Genomic DNA, 24,341 nt, shown 5'->3' on the forward strand with positions numbered 1-24,341 from the left:
CGGGAGAGCGCATGGTCGAGATCCACGGCATCGAGGTCGTCGTCTTCGACGTCCTGGGCACCATGGTCGACGAGCCCGGCGGGCTTCGATCCGCCGTACGAGAGGCAACCCGCCTGTCCGGCCCGGCGGTCGTCGGTGAACTCGTCGCCCTGTGGCAGCAGCACTGCGAGCAGGAACAGGAACGCGTCCGGCAGGGGCTGCGCCCGTACGCCAGCACGGAGGTCCTCGACGCCGAGGCGGCCCGGCGTGTGGCCGAGCGCGCCGGAGTCACCGATCCGGGGGTCATCGCCCGGCTCGCCACGGCAGGGCGGCGGCTGCCCCCGTGGGACGACTCGGCCGCCGGGCTGGAGCGGCTCGCCCGGCGGTACCCCGTGATCGGGCTGTCCAACGCGGGCCGCACGGCCCTGCTGCACCTCAACGCGCATGCCGGGCTGCGCTGGCACCAGGCCCTGTCGGCTCAGGCCGCCCAGGCCTACAAGCCGGCACCGGAGGTCTACCGCCTCGCCCTCGACAGCGCCGGATGCCCACCGGAACGCGTCCTGATGGTGGCCGCCCACGCCTGGGACCTCCGCGGCGCCCGGGCGGCCGGCATGCGAACCGCCTATGTGCACCGCCCGGCCGGCGATCCACCCACGGACTCGGACGCCTTCGACGGGCGGTTCGACGAGCTCGGCCGACTCGCCGACGCGTTGACGGGCGGTCAGGTAGCGTCCGACCCGCCGTGAAAGGGGCGTGGTCATGAGTGAGCCGGTTGTTCCGGCGCGTGTGCTGACCGCCGAACGTATCGCCGTCGAGGCGGGATTCACGAAGAGCTGCGTCCGCGAGGTCGGCAGACTGTTGCGGACGGCCGCCGCCGCCAAGCCCGCCGGGGTCGTCGCCGAGAGCGGCACCGGGTCGGGCGTGGGAACCGCCTGGCTGCACAGCGGCCTCGGGGACGGCGCGCGGCTCGTCACCGTGGAACGGGACGAGGAGCTGGCCCGTCGCGCGGCCGGGGTGTTCGCCGACGACAGCCGCGTCAGCGTGCTGACCGGCGACTGGCGGCTGCTCGAACGGCACGCACCCTTCGACGTGTTCTTCTGCGACGGCGGCGGCAAGCGGGACGATCCGCGCAGGGTCGTCGAGCTGCTCGCCCCCGGCGGGATTCTCGTCCTGGACGACTTCACCCCGTCGCACCAGTGGCCGCCCCGGTTCGAGGGCGAGGTGGACGAGCTGCGCCTGTTCTACCTCACCCATCCGGACCTGGAGGCGACCGAGGTCCTCACCACTCCCGTCAGTTCGGCAGTCGTCGCGGCGCGGCGGCAGGCGCCCCGGTGGACGACAAGCGGCGGCGGCCCGTGGACCGGCCACGAGGCCACCGCCTGACGGAAAGCCGCAGCCCGTGGGAGGCGATCCCACGGGCTGATGTGTGCCGGAAGCCGTCAGTGGTGCACGGCTTCCGCCTCCTGCGGGACATGGGTCGCCACGATCCGCTCGCGGCCGGGGGCCGGGAGCCGGCGGCGGTCCACCGCGTAGGCCAGCGACGCCACGGCCAGTCCGAGGACGGCGAGGGCCACACCGGCCAGGGCCGGGGAGGTGACGCCGAAGCCCGCGGCCAGGGCGAGGCCGCCGATCCAGGCGCCGCCGGCGTTGGCCAGGTTGAAGGCGGCCTGGTTGGCCGAGGAGGCCAGGGACGGGGCCGAGGACGCCTTCTCCATGACCATGAGCTGGAGCGGGGAGCCGGTGGCGAAGGCGGTCAGGCCGAGCAGGATCACGGCGACGGCGGCCGTGACCTCCGTGCGCATCAGCAGCGGGAACAGCGACAGGACCACCACCAGCGAGGCGAGGCAGCCGAACAGCGTGCCGCGCAGGGAGTGGTCGGCCAGGCGGCCGCCGAGCAGGTTGCCGGCGGTCGCGCCGACGCCGAACAGTGCCAGCAGCAGGGTGACGCTCGCGTCGGCGTAGCCGGCGGCGTCCGTGAGCATCGGCGTGATGTAGCTGTAGGCCGAGAAGAGGGCACCGAAGCCCGCGACGGTCGTGCCGAGCGACAGCCAGACCGGCAGGGAGCTCAGGGCGGCGAGTTCGCCGCGCAGGCCCTTGGCGGTGACGTGCTCGTGGTCCTGCGGGATGAGGAGCGCGAGCGCGGCGATGGCCACCAGGCCGATGGCGCTGACACCGAGGAAGGTCGCCCTCCAGCCGAGGTGCTGACCCATCAGGGTCGCGACCGGCACGCCGGCGACGTTCGCGATGGTCAGGCCGAGGAACATGAGCGAGACCGAGCGCGCCTTGCGTTCGGGGGCGACCATGTTCGTCGCGACGACGGCGCCCACGCCGAAGAAGGCGCCGTGCGGCAGACCGCTCAGGAAGCGGGCGGCCAGCAGCCAGCCGTTGTCCGGCGCGAGGGCCGACAGGGCGTTGCCCACGACGAACAGTCCCATCAGGCCGGTCAGAACCGTGCGCCGGGACATCTTGGCGGTGACCGCGGCCAGCAGCGGGGCGCCGATGACGACGCCCAGCGCGTACGCCGACACCAGATGGCCGGCGCTGGGTATCGAGATGTTCAGGTCGTTCGCGACGTCGGGCAGCAGCCCCATCATCACGAACTCGGTCGTACCGATGCCGAAGGCGCCCACGGCAAGGGCGAGCAGGGCCAGGGGCATGAGTGAGCCTTTCGAGACTTGCTTGGAGATCCGTACGCGTATGTTCAAGTACGGAACAAAGTCTCGCAGGCGCACTATTCCGCGCGGTGACGCCTCCCGCGCGTGTTTCCGGCCGTACGGCTGTGACCAGCGGTTTTCAGGAACCGCTTGTGGTGACACTCACACGGGCCGCGACCGGCAGATGGTCGCTGCCCGTCTGCGGGAGGGTCCACGAGCTCTCCGGCTTCAGGCCCCGGACCATGATCTGGTCGATGCGTGCCATCGGGAACGACGCGGGCCAGCTGAAGCCGAAGCCGTTGCCGGCCGCGCCCTGCGTGGAACGCATCTGCGAGGTGACGGCGTTGAGCGCGCGGTCGTTCATCGTGCCGTTGAGGTCACCGAGCAGGACCACGTTCTTCAGTGGTTCACGGGCGATGGCCTCGCCGAGGTAGTCGGCGCTCCGGTCGCGCTGCCGGGCAGTGAATCCGGCCTCCATCTTCACGCGCACGGACGGCAGATGGGCGACGTAGACGGCGACCTGCCCGGCCGGGGCGGTCACGGTGGCGCGCATCGCGCGGGTCCAGCCCATGTCGAGGTCGACGTCCCGCACACCGGTCAGCGGGTACTTGCTCCACAGCCCGACCGTGCCCTGCACCGAGTGGTAGCGGTAGGTGGACGCGAGCGCCTTCTCGTACGTGGGGACCGCGGCCGGCGTCAGCTCCTCCAGGGCCAGCACGTCCGCGCCGGAGGCGGCCACGTCACGGGCGGTGCCGGCCGCGTCCGGGTTCTCGGCGTTGACGTTGTGCGTGACCACCATGAGGTCACCGCCGGTGGCGTTCTTGTCGCTGAGCTGGCCGCCGAAGAGGTTCAGCCAGACGACGGACGGCAGCAGCACCGCGATCAACGCGGTCGCGGACCTGCGGACCAGGGCGAGGACGAGCAGCACCGGGACGAGAAGACCCAGCCAGGGCAGGAACGTCTCGATGAGGCTGCCCAGGTTGCCGATCGTGTTCGGGATGCGCGAGTGCAGCACCATGACCAGGGCCAGCAGCACCGCGACCGCGGCGACGAACAGTCCGCGCCGCCAGATCCGCGGGTCGCCCCGCCAGGGGCCCGCCAGCCGGTCGAACAGGCGCCGAAGCCGGGCTCCCCGGTGCTCGGGCCCCGAGCCGCCGTTGTCCGTCTCCGTCATGTACGCCTGCTGCGCCATACCGTCGCCTCACTGCCTGCCGTGCACACCATCGCCCCCGTGTCCTTACGACCCTAGGGGATGATCCGTTCCGTTCCCGCCGTCCCTCGACGGCCGTACGGGGGCGATGACGTTCTGCTTCCCGCGACGAGTTCCGATCAGACCCGCTGAAAGCGCCCTCTGTGACGAAACGCGCACACTAGGAGCCCCGAGGTGCGGAACTGACGGAGGGTGAGCCGGTGGGTCGCAGCCCTTCGAGCAGGGTGTCGACGACCCTTTCGGCGAGGTCTTCGGGGAGGTCGGCGTCGGTGTGCAGCACGGCGCGCAGCAGCATAGGTCCGACGAACAGGTCGTTCAGCAGCTCCAGGTCGAGGTCCGTGCGCAGTTCGCCGTTCTTCTGTCCGCGGCTGAGGACCTCCAGGCCGAGCCGGCGGCGCGGGGCGATGACGGTGGCGTGGTACGCCGCCCACAGTTTCGGGCTGCTCTTCATCTGGGCCTGGACGCTGTGCAGGATCGCCGAGGAGCGGTTGGCCAGGCCGCGCCGGCGCACCTGCTCCAGCAGGACCACGAGGTCGTCGCGCATGGAGGTGCCCGGGAGCGGCGGGTCCGGGAGCTCGGCGGCGCGCACGACGTCGACGAAGAGTTCCTCCTTGCCGCTCCAGCGGCGGTAGATGGTGGCCTTGCCGACGCCGGCGGTGCGGGCGATGCGCTCGATGGACAGGTCCGCGAGGGGGACGCCCTCCTCCAGGAGCTTCATCACGCCCCCGATGATGGCGCGCTCGACGGCCTCGCTTCTGGGACGCCCCCTCGCGGGACCGTCGTGCGGGGGGTGCCGTTCGGCGAGGCTCACGTCGCTGCTTCCTTTCCTGACCCGGCGGCCGTTCCGTGCCGTCCGGGAGGTGAATTCTCCCCCGCGCTTACGACCGGGTGTGCGACAACTCCTGTTCACCCTCGGTCTCCTGGGCCGCCGGTGGCTTGCCCGGCAGGAACAGCGCCACCACGACCGCGCCGAGCACGGCGACGCCCGCGCCCCACAGGGCGGTGATGTGCATCGCGTGCAGGAAGGCGTCGTAGGCCGGGGTGACCAGGGACTCGCCCCGGGGGCCCAGCTTGTCCGCGATGCCGAGCGTGGCCTCGATGGACTCCCCCGCGGTGTGCCGCAGCGCCGGGGGGAGGGCGCCGAGCTTGTCCTCGATGCCCGTGCGGTACGCCGTGGACAGCACGGAGCCGAGGACGGCGATGCCGAGGGCGCCGCCGAGCTGCCGGAAGGTGTTGCTGAGCGCGGAGGCGGAGCCGGCCTTCTCGCGGGGCAGGGCCTGCATGATGACGACGCTGACCGGCGTCATGATGTGCGCCATGCCGGTGCCCATCAGGAAGAAGATCACTTCCAGGATCCAGATGGGGGTGTCCGCGTCCAGGGCGGCGAAGGCGGCCAGCATGGCGGCGATGACCAGCAGACCGGCCGTGGTCGTGGCCTTGTTGCCGATGCGGTCGACCACCAGCCGGGCGCGCGGCGCGAAGATCATCTGGGCGGCGGCCAGCGGCAGCATCAGCAGACCGGTCTGCAGCGGCGAGTAGCCGCGCACGCTCTGGGTGTAGAAGACGGAGAAGAAGGTCACGCCCATCAGGGCGAAGAAGACCAGCGCGATGGCGGCGATGGCGGCCGAGAAGACCTTGTTCTTGAAGTACGTGACGTCTATCGACGGATGGTCGCTGCGCTTCTCGAACACGACGAACGCGACGAGTACGGCGAGACCGGCGCCGATGGTGGACAGCACGGTGGCGTCGGTGAAGTCGGCGAGCTGGCCGCCCTTGATGATGCCGTAGACGAGCAGGACCAGGCCGACGACGGACAGCACCACGCCGACGGGGTCGACCCGGCCGGGGCTCGGGTCGCGCGAGTCGGGCACCAGCCAGAGCATCAGCGCGAGTGCGAGCAGCACGATCGGCACGTTGATGAGGAAGACCGAGCCCCACCAGAAGTGGTCGAGCAGCACGCCGCCGGTGATCGGGCCGATGGCGATGGCGAGTCCGACGCCGCCCGCCCAGATGCCGATGGCCTTCGGCTGCTCCTCGCGCTCGAAGACGTTCATGAGGACGGCGAGGGTGGCGGGCATCACGAACGCGGCGCCCAGGCCCATCACCGCACGGAAGGCGATCAGCTCGGCGGGGGAACCGGAGAAGGCGGCGAGCGCCGAGCCGATGCCGAACACGGCGAGGCCGCCGAGGAGCACCTTCTTGCGGCCCAGCCGGTCGCCGAGCAGCCCGGCGGTGAACAGCAGGCCCGCGAAGACGAGAGTGTAGGCGTTGATCGCCCACTCCAGCTCGCTCTGCGTGGCACCCAGGCCGGTGGGGGCCGGGGTGGAGATCGTCTTGATGGCGACGTTCAGGATCGAGTTGTCCAGCACGACGATCAGCAGGCTCAGCATCAGCACGCCGAGGATCGCCCAGCGGCGCCGGTGCACCGCTTCCGGTACGCGCGGGCCGGTGGGGGCGGCCGGATCGGCAGGAGTAGTCATGGGGCGAGCCTAGAACCATTTCGATACGAGACCGTCTCGTATCGGAATTCTCTTACCAGGATCTTACGCGGCTTCCCCCCGTCCGGCCTCCGGGTTGGAACTCACAGGGGCTCCCCTAGCCCTCGATGGCACGAGGTGCCACCATGGACGTGGTCCGGGGACGCCGTCAGGGCGCCTCGAGATGACGTGTTAGGAGCCGTGCAATGACGCAGCTTCCGGCTGCCCAGACTGCTCAGACGAAGCCCTCCGACGGCGGCAGGGCGCTGTACGGGGGCAAAGGCACCCGCCGTGTCACCGTGCGCGACATCGCCACCGCCAAGGAGCGCGGCGAGAAGTGGCCGATGCTCACCGCGTACGACGCGATGACCGCGTCCGTGTTCGACGAGGCCGGGATCCCGGTGATGCTCGTCGGCGACTCGGCGGGCAACTGCCACCTCGGGTACGAGACGACCGTGCCCGTCACCCTCGACGAGATGACGATGCTGTCGGCGGCGGTCGTACGGGGCACGTCCCGCGCGCTGATCGTCGGCGACCTGCCCTTCGGCTCCTACCAGGAGGGTCCGGTGCAGGCGCTGCGCTCGGCGACCCGGCTGGTGAAGGAGGCGGGCGTGCAGGCAGTGAAGCTGGAAGGGGGCGAGCGGTCGCACGAACAGATCCGGCTGCTCGTCGAGTCCGGCATCCCGGTCATGGCCCACATCGGGCTGACCCCCCAGTCGGTCAACGCGATGGGCTACCGCGTGCAGGGGCGGGGCGAGGAGGCGGCCCAGCAGCTGCTGCGGGACGCGAAGGCCGTGCAGGACGCGGGTGCGTTCGCGGTGGTGCTGGAGCTGGTTCCCGCGGAGCTGGCCGCCGAGGTGACGCGCGTGCTGCACATCCCGACCGTCGGCATCGGGGCGGGCCCCGAGACCGACGCGCAGGTGCTGGTGTGGACCGACATGCTGGGTCTGACCGGCGGGCGGGTGCCGAAGTTCGTGAAGCAGTACGCCAACCTGCGTGAGGTCATGGGCGACGCGGTGAAGGCGTTCGCCGACGAGGTCGTCGGCGGGACGTTCCCGCAGGAGGAGAACTCGGTCCACTAGAGAGTCACAGCAAGCCACAGCGGCACCACGGACAGCCCGTCGATCTCCCCCAGTCGACGGGCTGTCCCCTTTGCCGACACCACCGACAGCCCGGCCGGGACCACGGCCACGAGCTGTCGGCGGCTTGTCGGTGATTTGTCGGTGAGCCCTGAGAGCGTCTGTCCCATGACGCGAATCGACACTCAGACCAGCGGCGCCGCTGTGACCGTGCGGGGGCTGGTGAAGCACTACGGGGAGACCAAGGCTCTGGACGGAGTCGACCTGGAGGTGCGGGAGGGCACCGTGATGGGGGTGCTCGGGCCGAACGGGGCCGGGAAGACCACCCTCGTGCGGATCCTGTCCACGCTGCTGGCGCCCGACTCCGGGCAGGCCACCGTGGCCGGGTACGACGTCGTACGGCAGCCGCGGCAGCTGCGGCGGGTGATAGGCCTCACGGGCCAGTACGCGTCCGTGGACGAGAAGCTCTCGGGCTGGGAGAACCTGTACATGATCGGGCGGCTGCTCGATCTGCCCCGCAAGGAGGCCCGTGCCCGTGCCGACGGGCTGCTGGAGCGCTTCTCGCTGACCGAGGCGGCCAAGCGGCCCGCGGCGACGTACTCCGGGGGAATGCGGCGGCGGCTGGACCTGGCCGCTTCCATGATCGGCCGGCCGGCCGTGCTCTTCCTCGACGAGCCGACAACCGGGCTCGACCCGCGCACCCGCAACGAGGTGTGGGACGAGGTGAAGCGCATGGTCGGCGACGGGGTCACCGTGCTGCTCACCACCCAGTACATGGAGGAGGCCGAGCAGCTCGCCACCGAACTGACGGTCGTCGACCGCGGCCAGGTCATCGCCGGGGGCGGGATCGAGGCGCTGAAGGCGAAGGTCGGCGGCCGGGCGCTGCGGATCCGCCCGGCCGACCCCACCCACCTGCGGCCCCTCGCCGACACGCTGGACGAGCTGGGGATCACCGGGCTCGCCACCACGACCGTCGACACCGACCGGGGCGACGTCCTCGTGCCGATCCTCAGCGACGAACAGCTGACGGCCGTGGTCGGCGCGGTCACCGCGCGCGGCATCACACTCTCCTCCATCACCACCGAACTGCCCAGCCTCGACGAGGTGTTCCTGTCCCTCACCGGCCACCGTGCCAGTGCCCCGCAGGACGCCGTGCCCGCCGAAGACCTTCAGGAGGCCGCCGTATGAGCGCCGTCACCGTCAACGACGCCGCCGCGGACGCCCGTATCCCGCTGCGCGGCCATCTGCGCCACACCGGGGCCCTGATCCGCCGCAACCTGCTGTGGATCCGCAAGGACCCGGAGTCGATGGCCGACGCGCTGCTGATGCCGGTCATCTTCACCCTGCTGTTCGTGTTCGTGTTCGGCGGCTCGATCGGGCAGGCGCTGGGCGGCGGGCAGGACCGGTACGTGCAGTACGTGATCCCCGGCATGATCGCGATGATGAGCATGACGCTCTCCCAGGGCGTCGGCACCGGCTTCAGCCAGGACTTCAACTCCGGTGTCATGGACCGGTTCCGGTCCCTGCCCATCGGGCGCGGCTCGGTCCTGTTCGCGAAGATCTCCGTGGAGTTGCTGCGGATGCTGTTCGCGACCACCGTGCTGATGATCGTCTCCGTGGCGGTCGGGTTCGACATCACCAACTGGCCCGGGCTGTTCGCGGCCGTGGCCCTGTCCACCGCGTTCGCCTCGTCGATCATGTGGGTGTTCCTCACCCTGGGAGTGATCCTGAAGAACGCGCAGTCCGTGCAGGCGATGGGCTTCCTGGTGCTGTTCCCGCTGCAGTTCGGCTCGTCGATCTTCGCGCCGACGACGTCGATGCCGGGCTGGCTGCAGGCCTTCACCGACTACAACCCGCTGTCCACGCTCGCGGACGCCGCGCGCGGTCTGATGGTGGGCGGTCCGGTCGCCCACGACCTGTGGGTGACGCTCGGCTGGTCGGTGGCGATCACCGCGGTGATGGCGCCCGTCGCGATCCACAAGTTCCGCACCAAGAGCTGACCGGACGCGCCCGGTGCGCGTCACAGCAGGGCGGCGGCCTCCTCGGGGGAGAGGCCGCCGCCCTGCGCGTACGCGGACTCGTACGCCGCGTCGCCGAGGACCGCACGCGCCTTGCGCTCCGCCCGCTCGCGGGCCTCGCGCTCCTGCCGCGGGGCGACGTGGCCGGGCGGCAGCAGGGCATCGGCGGCGCCGAGGCAGCGGGCCGCGTCCGCGGCGCGGCGCCCGCCCTCGTGGGCGGCCAGGGCTCCGGCCCCGACGGTCAGGTACACGGCGCGCATATAGGGCGCGATGGCCGCCGACAGCGGGTCGGCGGCCCGCTCCAGTGCCCAGCGGACCCGGTCCAGGCACTCGTCGTAGCGTTCCTCGGCGGCGTCCAGCCAGGCCTCCGCGCCGAGGATGAACGCGTCGAAGACGACGAAGTGGGCGATCCGGAAGTCCTGGCGCAGCCGCCGCAGTTGCTCGCGGGCCTCGGTGAAGCGCCCCGTCATGCCGAGCCGGCCCGCGAGGAACAGCCGGGCGGCGGGCATGGCCTCGCTGTGCGAGTCCTCGCGCTGGGCGATCACCTCGCGCAGCAGCCGCTCACCGCGTTCGCCGTGACCCCCCTCCAGCAGCGCGCTGCCCAGCCGGGCGGCGAGCACCGCCGCCTGGGCGCGGGCGCCGAGCTGCTCGGCGTGCCCGATGGCCGCCTCGTAGTCGGCGGCGGCCAGGGCGTAGTCCCCCTTGCGTTCGTGGGCCTCGGCGCGGGCGGAGAGCGCCTCTGCGGTGCCCCAGGCGTCACCGATGCGCCGGTAGATCTCCAGCGCCTCGTCGGCGTCACGGGCGGCGTCGCCCGCCCAGTCGGTGCGGTTGGCGAGGAAGTTGGCCCGCATCTGCAGGCCGGAGGCCAGCTCCCAGTCGAAACCGGGGGTGTCGCGGCAGGTCCGGATGAAGACGTCCATGATGACGCGCAGCCGCTCCATGTCACCGGTCAGCATCACGGCGAAGAACCAGAGCAGGCCGGGCATGCGGCAGTTCTGCGGAAGGCCGGGCTCGTACGTGGCGGCGATGGTCCGCAGCTTCTGCTGGGAGCGGTCGTTCTGCCAGGCGTCCAGCTCGGTGTCCATGCAGGCCAGATGGGCGAGGTGGATGCCGCGCCGGGCCTCCCACAGGGCCTCGCCGGTCATCGGGGGCGGGGCGTCGGTGCAGCGCTCCCACACGGCGGAGGCGGGGCGGACGGGCTCGGTGAAGGGGTCGGGGCCGAGCGCCATGACCTCGCGGCACCAGTTGCGGGCCTCGATGCGCAGGTCGCGCATCTGCCAGTACCAGACGAGGGACAGCGCCAGGCACAGCGCCTCCTGCTCGTCGCGCAGGACCACGGCGTGGCGCAGGGCCAGGCGCAGGTTCTCGTACTCACGCTCCAGCAGGTGGATGGCGGCGAGCTGGCCGGGGCCGCGCAGCAACGGGTCGGTGGTTCGGGCGAGTTCACGGAAGTACCGCAGGTGGGCGCGCTCGGTGTCGGCGCGCTGCCCCGACTCGTCCAGCCGTTCGGCGGCGTACTCGGCGACGGTCTCCAGGAGCCGGTAGCGCATCTCCCCGTCGGTGGACTCGCCGGGCGGGGCGGCCACGACCAGCGAGCGGTCGACGAGGGAGCCGAGCGCCTCCAGGGCGGCCGGTCCGCACACGGCCTCGGCGGCGGGCAGGTCGCAGCCGCCGGCGAACACCGACAGCCGCCGCAGGACGTCCCGTTCGCCCTCGTCGAGCAGGTCCCAGGACCAGTCGACGACGGCTCTGAGGGTCTGCTGGCGGGGCAGGACGGTGCGGCTGCCGGAGGTGAGGAGACGGAAGCGGTCGTCGAGCCGGTCGGCGATCTGGCGGGGGGTGAGCATCCGCAGGCGGGCGGCGGCGAGTTCGATGGCCAGCGGCAGGCCGTCGAGGCGCCGGCAGATCTCGGCGCACGCCTCCGGGTCGTCCTCGGTGCGGAAGCCGGGCCGGGCCGCCGCGCCCCGGTCGGCGAGCAGTCGCAGCGCGACCGGCTCGGGCAGCGGCTCCACCGGGCGCAGCAACTCACCCGGCACGCCGAGCGGTTCACGGCTGGTGGCCAGGACGGTGAGGTCGGGGCAGCGTGCCAGCAGCTCCGCTGTGAGACGGGCGGCGGCGTCCGCGACGTGCTCGCAGTTGTCGAGGATGAGCAGCATGCGGGGCCGGGAGCAGTGCTCGGCGAGCCGCTCGACGGGGTCGTCGAGCCGGTCGGCGACGGCGGCGCGGATGCCCTCGGCGCCGGCGCCGTACAGCACGGTCTCGCGGGCGCCGAGGGCGGTGAGCACGGCCTCGGGGACGGCGTCGGGGTCGTCGACGGGGGCGAGCTCGGCCAGCCACACGCCTCCGGACATGGCCTCGCGCACGGACTCGGCGGCCTCCTGCGACAGCCGGGTCTTCCCCGCGCCGCCGGGCCCGAGCAGGGTGACCAGCCGGGCCGCCGCGAGATCCCCGCGGATGGTCTCGAGGTCGGTTTCCCGGCCGATGAAGGAGGTGAGGCGGGCCCTCAGGTTCCCGGTGGGCCCGGCGGACCTGCCCGGCCCCCCGGCCGCCGGCGGCGGTGGCGCGTCGCCGAGATGGATCAACTCCGCGTGCAGGGAACGAAGTTCGGGCCCCGGGTCGGCGCCGAGACGGTCGGCGAGGAGGCGCCGTACGTCCTCGTAGGCGTCCAGTGCCTCCGCCGACCGGCCGGCGTCCCGCAGGGCGCGCAGCCGCAGGGCCTGGAGGGGCTCGTCCAGGGGGTGGTCGTCACACAGGGCGGTCAGTTCCGGCAGGGACTGCTCGGCGTGGCCGAGGGCGAGGGCGGCGGTGTGGCGGGCGCGCAGCGCGTCGAGCCGGCGGGTGTCGCGGCGGGCCGCCTCGGCGGTGCGGTCGGGCAGGTCGGCGAGGGCCGGGCCGTGCCACAGGGCGAGGGCGTCGTCGAGGACCACGGCGGCCTTGGCGGCGTCGCCGTCGGACAGCGCCCGCAGCCCTTCGCGGGCCAGCCGTTCGAACCGGTGCAGGTCGACGTCGTCGGGCGGGGCGGTGAGCCGGTACCCGCCCTCGACGGAGGCGATCGCGTCCGCGCCGAGGGACCTGCGCAGCCGTCCGACCAGCGCCTGCAGCGCCCCTGGCGCGTCGGCGGGCGGCCGCCCGCCCCACACCTCGTCGACGAGCAGTCCGGCGGGCACGGTCCGGCCGGCCCGCAGCGCGAGCACGGTCAGCAGCGCACGCAACCGCGCCCCGCCGACCGGAAGAACCGTCCCGTCGTCGCGGAGCGCCTGCGTGGTGCCGAGGATGCGGTAATGCACGGGCTCATTGTCTCCGGTGGTACGGGGGCGGGTCACGGCGATCGGCGGCACGGCGGGGCGTCGGGGGAACGGGGCAGGACGTCACGCCCGGCGGCGCGGCGCGGGATTGAGGCCCGGTGCGGGGCGCGCCACACCCGGCGGCAGGGCGAGGCGTCGGGGGGACGGTGTGGGACGCCCCGGCCGGCGGCACCATCAGGCACGGCCGGCCGGGGCGGCGGGCCGGACCGGAGCGGCGGGCCCGGCCGCGGCGGCACCACCGACCGCGACGGCAGACCGGGCCAGGGAACCCCAGACCCCACACAACACCCGCAAGCCGACACAGAGACGCCATGCCCGGCGGCACCACCGGGCACCACCGACCGCGACGGCAGACCGGGCCAGGGAACCCCAGACCCCACACGACACCCGCAAGCCGACACAGAGACGCCATGCCCGGCGGCACCACCGGGAACCGTCGGTCGCGGCGGTGGGTCCGGTCGGGGAACCTCAGGCCCCATGGCGCGCGGGGCCCGGGCGGCCTCGCCTTCCCGGCGTGCTCAGGCCTGCCAGCAGGGCCGTCAGGTCCGCCGCGTCGATGTCGCGGGTCTCCGCGCCCGGCGCCGCGTCCTGGGGGATGCCCCGGGCCTCGCGGACGGCGTGGGAGAGCCGGGAGTCCGTGTCCGGCACGTCCAGGGTCACCACCACCCCCGATTCACGCGAGCTCCGTGCCCGCCCGTCGGCCGCCCGCTCCGCCTCGGTCTCCTTGAACCACTCCGGGCACCGGTCCACCGGCCGCAGCCCGCGCTTGCCCGCCACCGGCTCGTAGGAGCGCGATCCGGGCTCGGTCTCGGCCCAGGTCTGGGTCAGCACCTGCACGGCCCGCACCAGCCCCCCGGCCTCGGGCCACTTCGCGCCGTGCCGCTCGACGGACAGCAGCCCGGCCCACCGGGTCGGGCTCCCCGGTTCCGGGCGCAGACCCCCCTCGGCGCCGTAATCCGCCCCGAGGGCCACCGGCAGGCCCGACTCCCCCCGGACCGTCCGCACCCCGCCCACGTCCTCCACGGACCCCGTCACCTCGGAGAGCTGGTCGTGCCAGCCGCCGCCCAGAACGGTGTCCGGGTCCACGAGCAGCAACGGCCAGCTCACCTCGTCCCCCACCGAGAAGGGCGTGCCGCAGCACTCCATCTGCCAGTCCTCGTAGTACACGTGCCAGAGCCCCATCCCCCCAGCCTCCCCGGAACCGACCGCCCCGCGCGAGACGTTTTTCACCTGCGCCCGGTACCGTCGGGCCGTCCCACCCCGTGTCGATGAGTGCAGGGAGCCCCATGACCACCGCCACCACCCGCCACAGCGAGCGGCGGATCAGCCCCGTGTTCGTCGGGATCCTCGCCGTGACGGCGGTCACCGGATGGGCGACCTGGACCGGGTTCGCCGAGCAGCCCGGCGTCGCCGTGTTCCTGTTCGTGACGGCGGCCTGGATCGTCTCCCTGTGTCTGCACGAGTACGCGCACGCGCGCACCGCCCTGCACAGCGGCGACATCTCGGTCGGCGCGAAGGGCTATCTGACCCTGAACCCGCTGAAGTACACGCACGCGCTGCTCAGCATCGTGCTGCCGGTGATCTTCGTGATCATGGGCGGCATCGGCCTGCCCGGCGGTGCCGTGTTCATCGAGCGGGGGCGGATCCAGGGGCGCTGGAAGCACAGCCTCATCTCGGCGGCGGGCCCGCTGACGAACGTGCTGTTCGCCGTCGTCTGCACCGCCCCGTTCTGGCTGGACGCGCTGGACGGCGTGCCGGGCGACTTCCGGTTCGCGCTGGCGTTCCTCGCACTGCTCCAGGTGACGGCCGCCCTGCTGAACTTCCTGCCGGTGCCCGGGCTGGACGGCTACGGCGTGATCGAGCCCTGGCTGTCGTACAACATCCGCCGCCAGGTGGAGCCGTTCGCGCCGTTCGGCCTGCTGTTCGTGTTCGCGCTGCTGTGGCTGCCCGCGGTGAACGGCGTCTTCTTCGACGTGATCGACACGATTCTGAAGTCCCTCGGGATCAGTGACTTGGAGACCTACTGCGGTCAGGAGCTGTACCGCTTCTGGCAGGGCTCGAACGAGTTCTGCCAGGCGACTCCGTGACGAGAAGCGGTCAGTGCGTGATCGACTTCTGCGCCCTGGCACGCTTCAGGTAGTACCAGGCCATGTTCGACGACAGTCCGGCGAGCAGCACCCACACGATCCCCAGCCAGCTGCCCTCCACGAAGGAGACCACGGCCGCGGCCACGGACAGGACGCAGACGATCAGGGCATAGACGGCGAGGCGGGGCATGGGGTCGACTCCTGTCGGGGGACACTGCGGCACTGCTGGTGCCGTCCAGTGTCCCCCATGCGCCTCACCGGCTCACACGTCGGTGACGCGGAGCCCCGCGTGCGCCTTGTAGCGGCGGTTGACGGAGATCAGGTTGGCCACCAGCGACTCCACCTGGTGGGCGTTGCGCAGCCGCCCGGCGAAGACACCGCGCATCCCGGGAATGCGGTCGGCGAGGGCCTGGACGATCTCCACGTCCGCCCGCACCTCGCCGAGCACCATCACATCGGTGTCGATCTCGTCGATCTCCGGGTCCTGGAGCAGCACGGCCGACAGGTGGTGGAAGGCGGCCGTGACCCGGGAGTCCGGCAGCAGTGCGGCGGCCTGCTCGGCGGCGCTGCCCTCCTCCGGCTTGAGGGCGTAGGCGCCCTTCTTGTCGAAGCCGAGCGGGTTGACGCAGTCGACGACGAGCTTGCCCGTCAGCTCCTCGCGCAGGGACTCGAGGGTCTTGCCGTGGCCGTCCCACGGCACGGCGACGATCACGACGTCGCTGCGGCGCGCGGTCTCGGCGTTGTCCGCGCCTTCGACGCCGTGGCCGAGTTCCTCGGCGGCTGCCCGGGCACGGTCGGCCGCCCGTGAGCCGATGATCACCTTCTGGCCGGCCTTGGCGAGCCGGTAGGCCAGGCCCTTGCCCTGCGGTCCGGTCCCGCCGAGCACCCCCACCACGAGTCCGGAGACGTCGGGCAGGTCCCAGGGGTCCTTGGCGGGCGCCTTCTGGGCGTTGTCGGTGGCAGCACTGTCGGTAGAGGTCATGGCCCCGACTCTACGGCCGTGCCGTCGCGCCGGGCGGCCCAGGTCGGGCTGCGTCACGGGCACCCGCCGGAAGGGCCGTTCATCAGGGTGCGGGTGCCGGGGAGCAGGAGCGGGTGGTGGAGCAGACCCGTCCGCAACCGGCGCATCCAGCCGCCGGGCACGGAACGGGGGACGCCGGGCTCCGTCACCGGCGCGCCCCTGCGGTTGTTCGACGGAGGTACGGGTGATCGGCCGGCCTACCCAGCCCGGGCTAATGCGGAACGAACCGGGCGTCACGAGCGGCCGCCCGGGGCAGGATGCGACCCCATGGATGCGGTACGGGTCGCGTTGCTGCGGGAAGTGCTCGCCGGGACGGAGTGGCTCCAGGCCACACGGCGGTTCGCCGGGGCGCTGCGCGGCTCGGTGGTGTCACACGGGGGCGGGCTGCTGCTGGTCGGCACGCGGGAGTACGAGCCGTGGCATCTGGCCGCGCACCTGGTGGACGAGGCCGCCTGGTCGGGCACACCGGAGCTGACCCCGACCCTGGTACGGCACGACGCGCGCCCCTGCGATCCGACGCATCTGGCGGTCGGTCTGGGCCGGCTGGAGGCGGCCCGGCGGGGCGAGACGCTGCTGGTGGTCGCCCCCGAGGGGCCCGCCGCGCCCCTCCTGGAACGGGTGTCCGACGCCCGTCGCGCCGGCGCGACGATCCTGGCCCTGGGCCCCGGTCCGGGCGAGTTGCCGTCCCTGGCTCACGAGACCCTGGCCGTCCCCGACGGCTCCGAGCTGGACCTCGACACGGTGCAGCACCTGGTCAGCGCGGCGGCCGGGGAGAACGCCCTGCCCACCCCGAGGGGACGGCGCCGGCTGCGGGACCGGGTGGCCCGCCTGGCGGAACACCTCACCGCACCACCACCGGCCCGCTGGTGACCCCGGGGGGACGGCGCCGACTGCGGAATCAGGCGGCCTGGACCGACGGAACACCTCACCGGACCACCACCGGCTCGCTGGTGACGCAAGGTCGTCCCGCTGCCGGCCCTGCGGGCTCGCGGGCGCCCCGGGCATGACGAACGCCCGGGGCCGCGGCCCCGGGCGTCGGTGGGATCAGCTCTCGTCGTCCCGGCTGCCTGCCGGTGCGTCGTGCCACTTCGGGTCGTTCTCCCACTGGAGGTTGCGCTCCCGGGCGGTCGCCATCGCGTGTTCGGCCTCCGTGCGGGAGGCGTACGGCCCGAACCGGTCCTTGTTGGGGCACTCCGGCCCCTCCTCGACCTTCTTGTGCTCCAGGCAGTAGTACCACTCACCCGGCTTGCCGACCGTGCGCTTCTTGAACAGGGCCATGACCAGCTCCTCTCGCCATCGTCATGTTCCCCCATGGCCGCTGGTTAGACTCGCTGGCATGTCTGGCCAGTCGCTGCTCGTCCCGGGGGAGCTGTCCCCCATCCGTTCCGTGCCCGGAAACATCCGTCGCCCCGAGTACGTCGGCAAGCCCGCGCCGACGCCGTACACCGGACCGGAGGTGCAGACGCCCGAGACGATCGAGGCGATGCGCGTGGCCGGCCGGATCGCGGCCCGGGCGATGGCGGAGGCCGCGAAGCTGATCGCCCCCGGGGTGACCACGGACGAGCTGGACAAGGCGGCGCACGAGTACATGTGCGACCACGGCGCCTACCCCTCGACGCTGGGCTACCGCGGCTTCCCCAAGTCGCTGTGCACGAGCGTCAACGAGGTCATCTGCCACGGCATCCCCGACTCGACGGTCCTGCGCGACGGCGACATCGTCAACCTGGACGTGACGGCGTACATCGGCGGTGTGCACGGCGACAACAACGCCACCTACCTGGTGGGTGACGTCGACGAGGAGTCGCGGCTGCTGGTGGAGCGGACCCGGGAGTCCCTGGAGCGGGCGATCAAGGCGGTCAAGCCGGGCCGGCAGATCAACATCATCGGCCGGGTCATCGAGTCGTACGCCAAGCGCTTCGGCTACGGGGTGGTCCGGGACTTCACCGGGCACGGCATCAACTCGTCGTTCCACTCGGGCCTGATCATCCCGCACTACGACAGTCCGCACGCGACGACCGTCATCCAGCCCGGCATGACGTTCACGATCGAGCCGATGCTGACGCTCGGGACGCACGAGTACGACATGTGGGACGACGGCTGGACGGTCGTCACGAAGGACCGGAAGCGGACGGCCCAGTTCGAGCACACGCTGGTGGTGACGGACTCGGGCGCGGAGATCCTCACACTGCCGTAGCCCGCCCCGCCTGCACCACCCGCCCCGCCTGCACCACCGGCCCCGCCTGCACCACCCGCACGGCCCGCTCTCCGGCAGGGAGCGGGCCGTTCCGCTGCTGCCGGGGGTTTTTACCGACACCACGTCGGGAAAAGTGTGCGCATGGAATCCTTCTCGACGCTTCTTCGGACGGCTTCCCGCGAGCAGCACGAGGAGGTCAGGGGCTCGACCTTCATCGGCGACCTGCTGGGACGCAAGCTGGGGGTCGACGCGTTCGCTCGGTACACGGAGCAGTTGTGGTTCGTGTACGGGGCGCTGGAGTCCGGCGCCCGGCGGCTGGCCGCGGACCCGGTGGCCGGCCCCTTCGTCCGTCCGGAGCTGTTCCGCATGACGGCGCTGGAGCGGGACCTGGAGCATCTGCGCGGCCCCGGCTGGCGGACGACGGCCGGCGCGCTGCCGGCCACCCTGGAGTACGCGGAGCGGATCGGCGCATGCGCCCGTGCCTGGCCGGCCGGTTACGTCGCCCACCACTACACCCGCTACATGGGCGACCTCTCCGGCGGGCAGATCATCCGCGACACGGCCGAGAAGACGTGGGGTTTCCCGAGAAAGGGCGACGGGGTGCGGTTCTACGTCTTCGAGGAGATCCCCAACCCGGCCGCCTTCAAGCGGAGTTACTGCGAGCTGCTGGACGCGCTGCCCGGTGACGAGCTGGAGCGGCAGCGGGTCGTGGCGGAGTGCAAGCGGGCGTACGAGCTGAACAACGGCATGTTCGAGGAGCTGGGCGCGGAGTTCCCCCTCACGGCGTGATCAGCCGGTACCTCCCCGCGCGCGAGCACTCCGCCTTCGCCGGGTCAGCGTTCGAGGTGGACCCGTCCGCCGACCTCGGTCCATCCGCCCGGCTGGGGTGCGGTGAGGATCTGGGAGCCCGACCCCTGGATGATGTTGAGGGCCCGGCCCAGTCGGTCGGTGAGCAGCAGGGCCGCGGCTCCCGTCGCCTCGTCCTCGTCGATGCCGTCGCCCCGGCCGGGGAAGGCCCGGGCCCGGATCCGCCCGGCCGGCTCGTCCTCCCACGCCCAGGCGTACACCCACTCCCCGGGCGGCGGCACGGCCAGGTCGTCGACCTCGGCGGCGCTGCCGTACTGCCGCAGCGTCCGCGGCGGCACCCACTCCGCCCTTGCCTCGATCCAGCAGAACTCCCCGTCCTGCCGGGCCCCGACCACTCCGGCGGGCGTCACCAGTTCGGGCACGTCGAGCAGCCATGCCGTCCCGACACAGGGGTGCCCGGCGAAGGGCAGCCGCAGGGTGGGCGTGTAGATGTCGATCACCCCGCGCTCGGGGTCGTCGACGAACACGGTCTCGCTGAACCCGACCTTGGCCGCGAACGCCTGCCGCTCGTCCCGCTCCGGCATCACGGAACCCTCGCGCACGACCCCGAGCTCGTTGCCGTACCCACCGTTCGGCCCGCAGAAGACGCGGAGCACGTCGTAGTCAGTCACGAGGGGAATTCAAACATCGCCCGAGTGGACGGGTCTCCCCAGGCAAGGGCGCACGCCGGTGACGTGGTGGCCAGGTGGAGCACGAGGAGGGTGCCGTCATGACATGTGCGCACCACGTCATGCTCCCGTGCGCCGGACATGTCGCCGCAGACAGTGGGCCTCGGGGCACCGAAACGCGACCTTTGACCTTCCCTTGACCCAATCATGGGGGCGATTTTGAGCCACTTAGGTAATCCTTATGTGCTGCCCTTAGGTGAGCCTCACCTTCCTCTCTCCTGGAGCCCACATGCGACCCGCCCGTCCCGCTACCGTCGTCATCGCCGCCGCGGCGGCCCTGGCCGCCGTCACCGGCTGCACCGAGAAGGGCGACGCCAAGGACGGCGACCACGTGATCAACGTGACGGCGACCGACGACAAGTGCCAGGTGTCGAAGAAGGAGTTCCCCGCCGGGCACATCGAGCTGGCCGTCGAGAACAAGGGCTCCAAGGTCACCGAGGTCTACGTCCTCTTCCCCGACGACCGCGTGGTCACCGAGCGGGAGAACATAGGCCCCGGCACCAAGCAGCGGGTCACCGCCGAGGTGAAGGCCGGCGAGTACCAGATCGCCTGCAAGCCCGGCATGAAGGGCGACGGCATCCGCCAGGCCGTCAAGGCCACCGGCGGCAAGGCCGTCAAGCGCGACCCCCGCCTGGACAAGGCCGTCGCCGACTACCGCGCCTACGTCCAGGAGCAGGCCGACGAGACACTGCCGCTCGCCGAGACCTTCGCCAAGGCGGTCAAGGCCGGCGACGTCGAAGCGGCGAAGAAGGCCTACGCCCCCTCCCGCATCGGCTGGGAGCGCACCGAGCCGGTCGCCGAGTCGTTCGGCGACATCGACCCCAAGGTCGACGTCCGCGAGGACGGCCTGGAGGACGGCCAGGACCCGGCCACCGACTGGACCGGCTGGCACCGCCTGGAGAAGGCCCTCTGGCAGGACAAGAAGATCGGCGACCGCGAGAAGGACCTCGCCGACCTGCTGATCAAGGACCTGAAGGACTGGCAGGCCCGGGTCGGCAAGGCCGAGATCACCCCGACCTCCATGGCCAACGGCGCCAAGGAACTTCTCGACGAGGTCGCCACCGGCAAGGTCACCGGCGAGGAGGAGCGCTACTCGCACACCGACCTGGTCGACTTCAAGGCCAACGTCGAAGGCGCGCAGAAGTCCTACGACCTGCTGAAGCCGGTCGCGAAGGAGAACGACGCGGCCCTCGTCACCGAACTCGACGAGCAGTTCGCGGCCCTGGACAAGCTGCTCGACCAGTACCGCCCGAACACGACGTCGTACGACTTCACCTCCTACGACAAGGTCGGCAAGGCCGACCGCAAGGAGCTCTCGGACGCGGTCAACGCCCTGGCGGAGCCGCTGTCGAAGCTCGCCGCAGCGGTGGTGAAGTAACGATGACGGACACCGACTCCCCCTCCCCCAGCCGCCGTTCCCTGCTCGGCTGGGGCGGTGCGGGCCTGGCGCTCGGCGCGGCCGCCGCGGGCGGCGCGGTGGCGATGGCCCGCACCGCCGAGGACACCACCGAACCGGCCGGCTCGGCGATCGCCTTCCACGGCCCCCACCAGGCGGGCATCGCCACCCCGGTCCAGGACCGCCTGCACTTCGCCGCGTTCGACGTGACGACCGACGACCGTGAGGCCTTCGTCCAGCTGCTGAAGGACTGGACGGCGGCCGCCCGGCGCATGACGGCCGGACACGCCGTCGGCGAGGGCGCGTTCGGCGGCCTGGCCGAGGCACCCCCGGACGACACCGGTGAGGCGCTCGGCCTGAAGCCCTCCCGCCTGACCCTCACGATCGGCTTCGGACCGTCCCTGTTCGAGAAGTTCGACCTCGCGGACCGCCGCCCGGAGGCGCTGGTCGACCTGCCGAAGTTCGCGGGCGACAACCTCGACAAGAACCGCAGCGGCGGCGACCTGTGCATCCAGGCCTGCGCCGACGACCCCCAGGTCGCGGTCCACGCCGTCCGCAACCTGGCCCGCATCGGCTTCGGCAAGGTCGTCATCAAGTGGTCGCAGCTGGGCTTCGGCAAGACCTCCTCCACCACGCCCGAGGCGCAGACACCGCGCAACCTGATGGGCTTCAAGGACGGCACCCGCAACATCGCGGGCACCGAGACGGACCGCCTGGAGAAGTTCGTCTGGGTGGACGAGAAGGACGAACCGGCCTGGATGGCGGGTGGCAGCTACCTGGTGGCCCGCCGCATCCGCATGCACATCGAGACCTGGGACCGCACCTCGCTGCAGGAGCAGGAGGACATCTTCGGCCGCGACAAGGGCGAGGGCGCCCCGGTCGGCAAGGCCAAGGAGCGCGACAAGCCGTTCCTCAAGGCGATGAAGCCCGACGCGCACGTACGGCTCGCGCACCCCGACACCAACCACGGGGCGACGATCCTGCGCCGCGGCTACTCCTTCACCGACGGCACGGACGGCCTCGGCCGCCTGGACGCGGGCCTGTTCTTCCTGGCCTACCAGCGCGACGTGCGCAAGGGCTTCATCCCCATCCAGCGCAGCCTGGCCGCGGACGCGCTCAACGAGTACATCCAGCACGTGGGTTCGGCGCTCTTCGCCGTCCCGCCGGGCGTCCGCGACAAGGACGACTGGTGGGGCCGGACGCTGTTCTCGAAGGAGGCCTGACCCGGTGTTCTCCAACTACCTGATCGGTCTGCGCGAGGGCCTGGAGGCGAGCCTCGTCGTCTGCATCCTCATCGCCTACCTGGTCAAGACGGACCGCAAGGACGCCCTGAAGCCGATCTGGGCCGGCATAGCCGTCGCGATCGCCCTCGCGTTCGGTTTCGGCTGCGCCCTCGAATTCGGCTCCCAGGAGCTGACGTTCCAGGCCCAGGAGGCGCTCGGCGGCTCGCTGTCGATCCTCGCGGTCGGCCTGGTGACGTGGATGGTGTTCTGGATGCGCCGCACGGCCCGCCACCTGAAGTCGGAACTGCACGGCCGGCTCGACGCCGCCCTCGCGATGGGCACCGGCGCACTGGTCGCGACCGCGTTCCTCGCGGTGGGCCGGGAGGGCCTGGAAACGGCCCTGTTCGTCTGGGCGTCGGTCCACGCGGCGAGCGACGGCACACCGCGCCCCCTGCTGGGCGTCGGGCTGGGCCTCCTCACGGCGGTCCTCCTGGGCTGGCTGTTCTACCGGGGCGCGCTGCGCATCAACCTGGCGAAGTTCTTCACGTGGACCGGCGGCATGCTGGTGGTCGTCGCGGCCGGCGTCCTGGCCTACGGCTTCCACGACCTCCAGGAGGCCGACTTCCTGCCCGGCCTCACCGACAAGGCCTTCGACATCTCCGGCACGATCCCCCCGGACAGCTGGTACGGCACGCTCCTCAAGGGCGTCCTCAACTTCCAGCCCGACCCGACGGTCCTCCAGGTGACGGTGTGGCTGCTGTACCTGATCCCGACGATGGTGCTGTTCCTGGCACCGGCGGGCCTCGGACGACGCGGGCCGGCAACAGCGACGGCCCGGGACAGCTGAGGCCCGGGCGGGCGCGCGACCCGGCGCGACGAGGCGCCCTCCCCGAGCTCTCGGTCTCCCGCTACCGCGCGGCCTCCGCCGCCCTCCGTTCGGCGAGGAAAGCCCGGTACCAGCGGGCCGCCGTCGCCAGGCGGGACAGAGGGCCCGGGCCGGGGGTGCAGGGCGTCGTGTGCCAGATGTCCTCGGACGCGTACCAGTGGTCCTGGGCGAGCAGCGAGAACTGACGCTCGCTCATGCGGCCCGGAGTGCTCCGCAGTCGGTCGAGGCAGACCTCCCACGGCCAGTCCTGCTCGACCGCGGGCAGTACGCCCAGTGCCGCCAGCTCCGCCATCAGGTCGGCGTTGCTGACGGGCCGGGGATGACTCGCGTGGTACACCCCGGGCCCCGGCGCTTCCGGGGCGGTCGCCAGGGTGACGATCAGGCGGGCCAGGTCGTCCACGTCCACCAGCGACAGCAGCCCGCGGCCGCCGTCCCATCGGGCCGGAACGCGCTCGAGGAGCTCCGCGAGCGCGGGCACCACCCAGCGATCGCCCGCGCCCAGGACGAGCCCGGGGCGCAGCACGATTCCGCCCGAGGCCAGTACGGGCCCTTCGCCGGCCAGCCGGGTGCGGCTGGCGGGTGAGACCGGCACGGGGTCGATCTCGTCCACCGTGATCCCGCGATGCGGGCCCGGTCCGTAGACCGCGGCGGTGGAGAGGTGGACGATGCGGTCCACCCCCCCAGTGGGCGGCCTCGTCGACCAGGGCCGCCGTGCCCTGGACGTTGACCGCCGCGCACTGGGCCTCGTCGCCCGAGATGCGCGAGGCGAGGTGGATCAGGACCTCCGCCCCGCCCGCCGCCGTACGCAGCGACTCCCGGTCCGTCAGGTCCACGGGGGTCCACGTCACGCCCGGCGGGGCCGAGGCGGGCACGGGGGCCGAGCGGCCGAGGGCGCGTATCGAGAGCTCGCAGCCGGTCTCGCGCGCGGCCGAGGCCAGTCCGTGCAGCACCCGTGAGCCCACGAAGCCCGTCGCCCCGGTCAGCACGATCCGAAGGGGGCGGCTCACGGGGGGCTCACTTCGCCGGCCTCGGGGATCTGCAGGCCGCTGATGACGGAGGCCGGTGCCAGGGCAGGCAGCAGACAGCGCCACATGTCGGCGATCCGACGGGGAAGGTCGGCACGGCCGGTGGAGAGCTGGGACATGACTTGCGTACCGGTGTACGCGGCGACCAGGAGCTGTGCGAACGCGGCCTCGTCCACGCCACCGAGCAGCTGGTCCTTCTGCCGCGCCACGACGAGCTCCTGGTGGAAGCGGTCGGCCCACCACTCGTAGATC

The 24,341-nt window shown here is 72.1% G+C and carries 25 protein-coding genes and 1 pseudogene; 12 read left to right on the forward strand and 14 right to left on the reverse strand.

The genetic code is table 11. The annotated features are described in order from the left end of the window. The first annotated feature begins 11 nt into the window (after window positions 1–11). On the forward strand, window positions 12–725 hold the full coding sequence (locus ACFCXS_RS09245; RefSeq protein ID WP_376642453.1) for a haloacid dehalogenase type II: 714 nt from the start codon (window positions 12–14) through the stop codon (window positions 723–725). 13 nt (window positions 726–738) lie between these two features. After that, window positions 739–1,362 (forward strand): O-methyltransferase, encoded by a 624-nt coding sequence (locus ACFCXS_RS09250; RefSeq protein WP_376642455.1) that lies wholly within the window; start codon window positions 739–741, stop codon window positions 1,360–1,362. A gap of 56 nt (window positions 1,363–1,418) precedes the next feature. Here the strand turns inward: ACFCXS_RS09250 and ACFCXS_RS09255 are convergent, their stop codons facing one another. From ACFCXS_RS09255 to ACFCXS_RS09270, 4 genes are all read right to left on the reverse strand, one after another. Further along, the gene (locus ACFCXS_RS09255; protein ID WP_376642456.1) at window positions 1,419–2,636 is read right to left on the reverse strand and encodes an MFS transporter; all 1,218 of its coding nucleotides are present in this window, start codon (window positions 2,634–2,636) and stop codon (window positions 1,419–1,421) included. Between the two features lie 136 nt (window positions 2,637–2,772). After that, a complete protein-coding gene (locus ACFCXS_RS09260) occupies window positions 2,773–3,825 on the reverse strand; it encodes an endonuclease/exonuclease/phosphatase family protein (RefSeq protein ID WP_376642457.1) in 1,053 nt (350 codons plus the stop codon). A 178-nt stretch (window positions 3,826–4,003) separates the two neighbouring features. Beyond that, a complete protein-coding gene (locus tag ACFCXS_RS09265) occupies window positions 4,004–4,654 on the reverse strand; it encodes a TetR/AcrR family transcriptional regulator (protein ID WP_376642458.1) in 651 nt (216 codons plus the stop codon). A 67-nt stretch (window positions 4,655–4,721) separates the two neighbouring features. Continuing rightward, entirely contained in the window at window positions 4,722–6,323 is a 1,602-nt protein-coding gene (locus tag ACFCXS_RS09270; RefSeq protein ID WP_376642460.1) for an MFS transporter, read from the reverse strand. A 203-nt stretch (window positions 6,324–6,526) separates the two neighbouring features. Here ACFCXS_RS09270 and panB point away from each other — a divergent pair, with 203 nt between their 5' ends. The 3 genes from panB (at window position 6,527) to ACFCXS_RS09285 (ending at window position 9,399) form a co-directional block, all read left to right on the forward strand. Further along, window positions 6,527–7,402: a 3-methyl-2-oxobutanoate hydroxymethyltransferase gene (panB, locus tag ACFCXS_RS09275; RefSeq protein ID WP_376642462.1), complete on the forward strand. Its 876-nt coding sequence runs from the start codon at window positions 6,527–6,529 to the stop codon at window positions 7,400–7,402. 165 nt (window positions 7,403–7,567) lie between these two features. Beyond that, the gene (locus ACFCXS_RS09280) at window positions 7,568–8,587 is read left to right on the forward strand and encodes an ATP-binding cassette domain-containing protein (protein WP_376642463.1); all 1,020 of its coding nucleotides are present in this window, start codon (window positions 7,568–7,570) and stop codon (window positions 8,585–8,587) included. Then, on the forward strand, window positions 8,584–9,399 hold the full coding sequence (locus ACFCXS_RS09285; RefSeq protein ID WP_376642465.1) for an ABC transporter permease: 816 nt from the start codon (window positions 8,584–8,586) through the stop codon (window positions 9,397–9,399). The genes ACFCXS_RS09280 and ACFCXS_RS09285 overlap by 4 nt, the downstream gene beginning before the upstream one ends. A 20-nt stretch (window positions 9,400–9,419) precedes the next feature. Here ACFCXS_RS09285 and ACFCXS_RS09290 read toward each other — a convergent pair whose 3' ends face one another. Together ACFCXS_RS09290 and ACFCXS_RS09295 are read right to left on the reverse strand one after the other, a co-directional pair. After that, window positions 9,420–12,704 carry a BTAD domain-containing putative transcriptional regulator gene (locus ACFCXS_RS09290; RefSeq protein WP_376642467.1) on the reverse strand — a complete coding sequence of 1,095 codons (3,285 nt, stop codon included), beginning with the start codon at window positions 12,702–12,704 and terminating at the stop codon, window positions 9,420–9,422. A gap of 486 nt (window positions 12,705–13,190) precedes the next feature. Then, complete coding sequence (locus tag ACFCXS_RS09295; protein ID WP_376642469.1) at window positions 13,191–13,904, reverse strand: DUF6578 domain-containing protein; 714 nt, start codon at window positions 13,902–13,904, stop codon at window positions 13,191–13,193. A gap of 104 nt (window positions 13,905–14,008) precedes the next feature. On the opposite strand from ACFCXS_RS09295, the gene ACFCXS_RS09300 reads away from it, so the two are divergent. After that, window positions 14,009–14,809: a site-2 protease family protein gene (locus ACFCXS_RS09300; RefSeq protein WP_376642471.1), complete on the forward strand. Its 801-nt coding sequence runs from the start codon at window positions 14,009–14,011 to the stop codon at window positions 14,807–14,809. Between the two features lie 10 nt (window positions 14,810–14,819). On the opposite strand, the gene ACFCXS_RS09305 is transcribed toward ACFCXS_RS09300, so the two are convergent. The 3 genes from ACFCXS_RS09305 to ACFCXS_RS09315 form a co-directional block, all read right to left on the reverse strand. Next, entirely contained in the window at window positions 14,820–14,999 is a 180-nt protein-coding gene (locus tag ACFCXS_RS09305; RefSeq protein WP_376642473.1) for a hypothetical protein, read from the reverse strand. A 72-nt stretch (window positions 15,000–15,071) separates the two neighbouring features. Then, window positions 15,072–15,791, reverse strand: coding sequence for an NADPH-dependent F420 reductase (gene npdG / locus ACFCXS_RS09310; RefSeq protein WP_376642474.1), 720 nt, complete (start codon window positions 15,789–15,791; stop codon window positions 15,072–15,074). Window positions 15,792–15,844: 53 nt separating this feature from the next. Beyond that, window positions 15,845–15,979 (reverse strand): hypothetical protein, encoded by a 135-nt coding sequence (locus tag ACFCXS_RS09315; protein WP_376642475.1) that lies wholly within the window; start codon window positions 15,977–15,979, stop codon window positions 15,845–15,847. Between the two features lie 118 nt (window positions 15,980–16,097). Here ACFCXS_RS09315 and ACFCXS_RS09320 point away from each other — a divergent pair, with 118 nt between their 5' ends. Continuing rightward, window positions 16,098–16,700: a hypothetical protein gene (locus ACFCXS_RS09320; protein WP_376642476.1), complete on the forward strand. Its 603-nt coding sequence runs from the start codon at window positions 16,098–16,100 to the stop codon at window positions 16,698–16,700. Between the two features lie 174 nt (window positions 16,701–16,874). Here the strand turns inward: ACFCXS_RS09320 and ACFCXS_RS09325 are convergent, their stop codons facing one another. Continuing rightward, window positions 16,875–17,108 (reverse strand): hypothetical protein, encoded by a 234-nt coding sequence (locus tag ACFCXS_RS09325; protein WP_031105401.1) that lies wholly within the window; start codon window positions 17,106–17,108, stop codon window positions 16,875–16,877. A gap of 58 nt (window positions 17,109–17,166) precedes the next feature. On the opposite strand from ACFCXS_RS09325, the gene map reads away from it, so the two are divergent. Both map and ACFCXS_RS09335 read left to right on the forward strand, forming a co-directional pair. Further along, complete coding sequence (map, locus tag ACFCXS_RS09330; protein WP_352100545.1) at window positions 17,167–18,024, forward strand: type I methionyl aminopeptidase; 858 nt, start codon at window positions 17,167–17,169, stop codon at window positions 18,022–18,024. Between the two features lie 141 nt (window positions 18,025–18,165). Further along, a complete protein-coding gene (locus ACFCXS_RS09335; protein WP_376642478.1) occupies window positions 18,166–18,813 on the forward strand; it encodes a heme oxygenase (biliverdin-producing) in 648 nt (215 codons plus the stop codon). Between the two features lie 44 nt (window positions 18,814–18,857). Here the strand turns inward: ACFCXS_RS09335 and ACFCXS_RS09340 are convergent, their stop codons facing one another. After that, window positions 18,858–19,502, reverse strand: a complete 645-nt coding sequence (locus tag ACFCXS_RS09340; RefSeq protein ID WP_376642480.1) for a PhzF family phenazine biosynthesis protein — start codon at window positions 19,500–19,502, stop codon at window positions 18,858–18,860. A 286-nt stretch (window positions 19,503–19,788) separates the two neighbouring features. Between ACFCXS_RS09340 and efeO the strand changes: the two genes are divergently transcribed. The 3 genes from efeO to efeU are packed head-to-tail and all read left to right on the forward strand — an operon-like array spanning window position 19,789 to window position 23,025. Next, window positions 19,789–20,937, forward strand: a complete 1,149-nt coding sequence (gene efeO, locus ACFCXS_RS09345; protein WP_376642481.1) for an iron uptake system protein EfeO — start codon at window positions 19,789–19,791, stop codon at window positions 20,935–20,937. Window positions 20,938–20,939: 2 nt separating this feature from the next. Further along, window positions 20,940–22,178 (forward strand): iron uptake transporter deferrochelatase/peroxidase subunit, encoded by a 1,239-nt coding sequence (efeB, locus tag ACFCXS_RS09350; protein ID WP_376642483.1) that lies wholly within the window; start codon window positions 20,940–20,942, stop codon window positions 22,176–22,178. Between the two features lie 4 nt (window positions 22,179–22,182). Further along, entirely contained in the window at window positions 22,183–23,025 is an 843-nt protein-coding gene (efeU, locus tag ACFCXS_RS09355; protein WP_376642484.1) for an iron uptake transporter permease EfeU, read from the forward strand. A 61-nt stretch (window positions 23,026–23,086) separates the two neighbouring features. On the opposite strand, the gene ACFCXS_RS09360 is transcribed toward efeU, so the two are convergent. From ACFCXS_RS09360 to ACFCXS_RS09370, 3 genes and pseudogenes are all read right to left on the reverse strand, one after another. After that, the gene (locus ACFCXS_RS09360; protein WP_376642486.1) at window positions 23,087–23,740 is read right to left on the reverse strand and encodes an NAD-dependent epimerase/dehydratase family protein; all 654 of its coding nucleotides are present in this window, start codon (window positions 23,738–23,740) and stop codon (window positions 23,087–23,089) included. 70 nt (window positions 23,741–23,810) lie between these two features. Beyond that, window positions 23,811–24,155, reverse strand: a pseudogene (locus tag ACFCXS_RS09365) (NAD-dependent epimerase/dehydratase family protein); the annotation flags it as partial. Next, window positions 24,068–24,298 (reverse strand): hypothetical protein, encoded by a 231-nt coding sequence (locus tag ACFCXS_RS09370; RefSeq protein WP_376642488.1) that lies wholly within the window; start codon window positions 24,296–24,298, stop codon window positions 24,068–24,070. The gene ACFCXS_RS09370 and the pseudogene ACFCXS_RS09365, both read right to left, overlap by 88 nt. Between the last annotated feature and the right edge of the window lie 43 nt (window positions 24,299–24,341).

This window comes from Streptomyces sp. NPDC056373 (assembly GCF_042262425.1).
Lineage (GTDB): Bacteria > Actinomycetota > Actinomycetes > Streptomycetales > Streptomycetaceae > Streptomyces.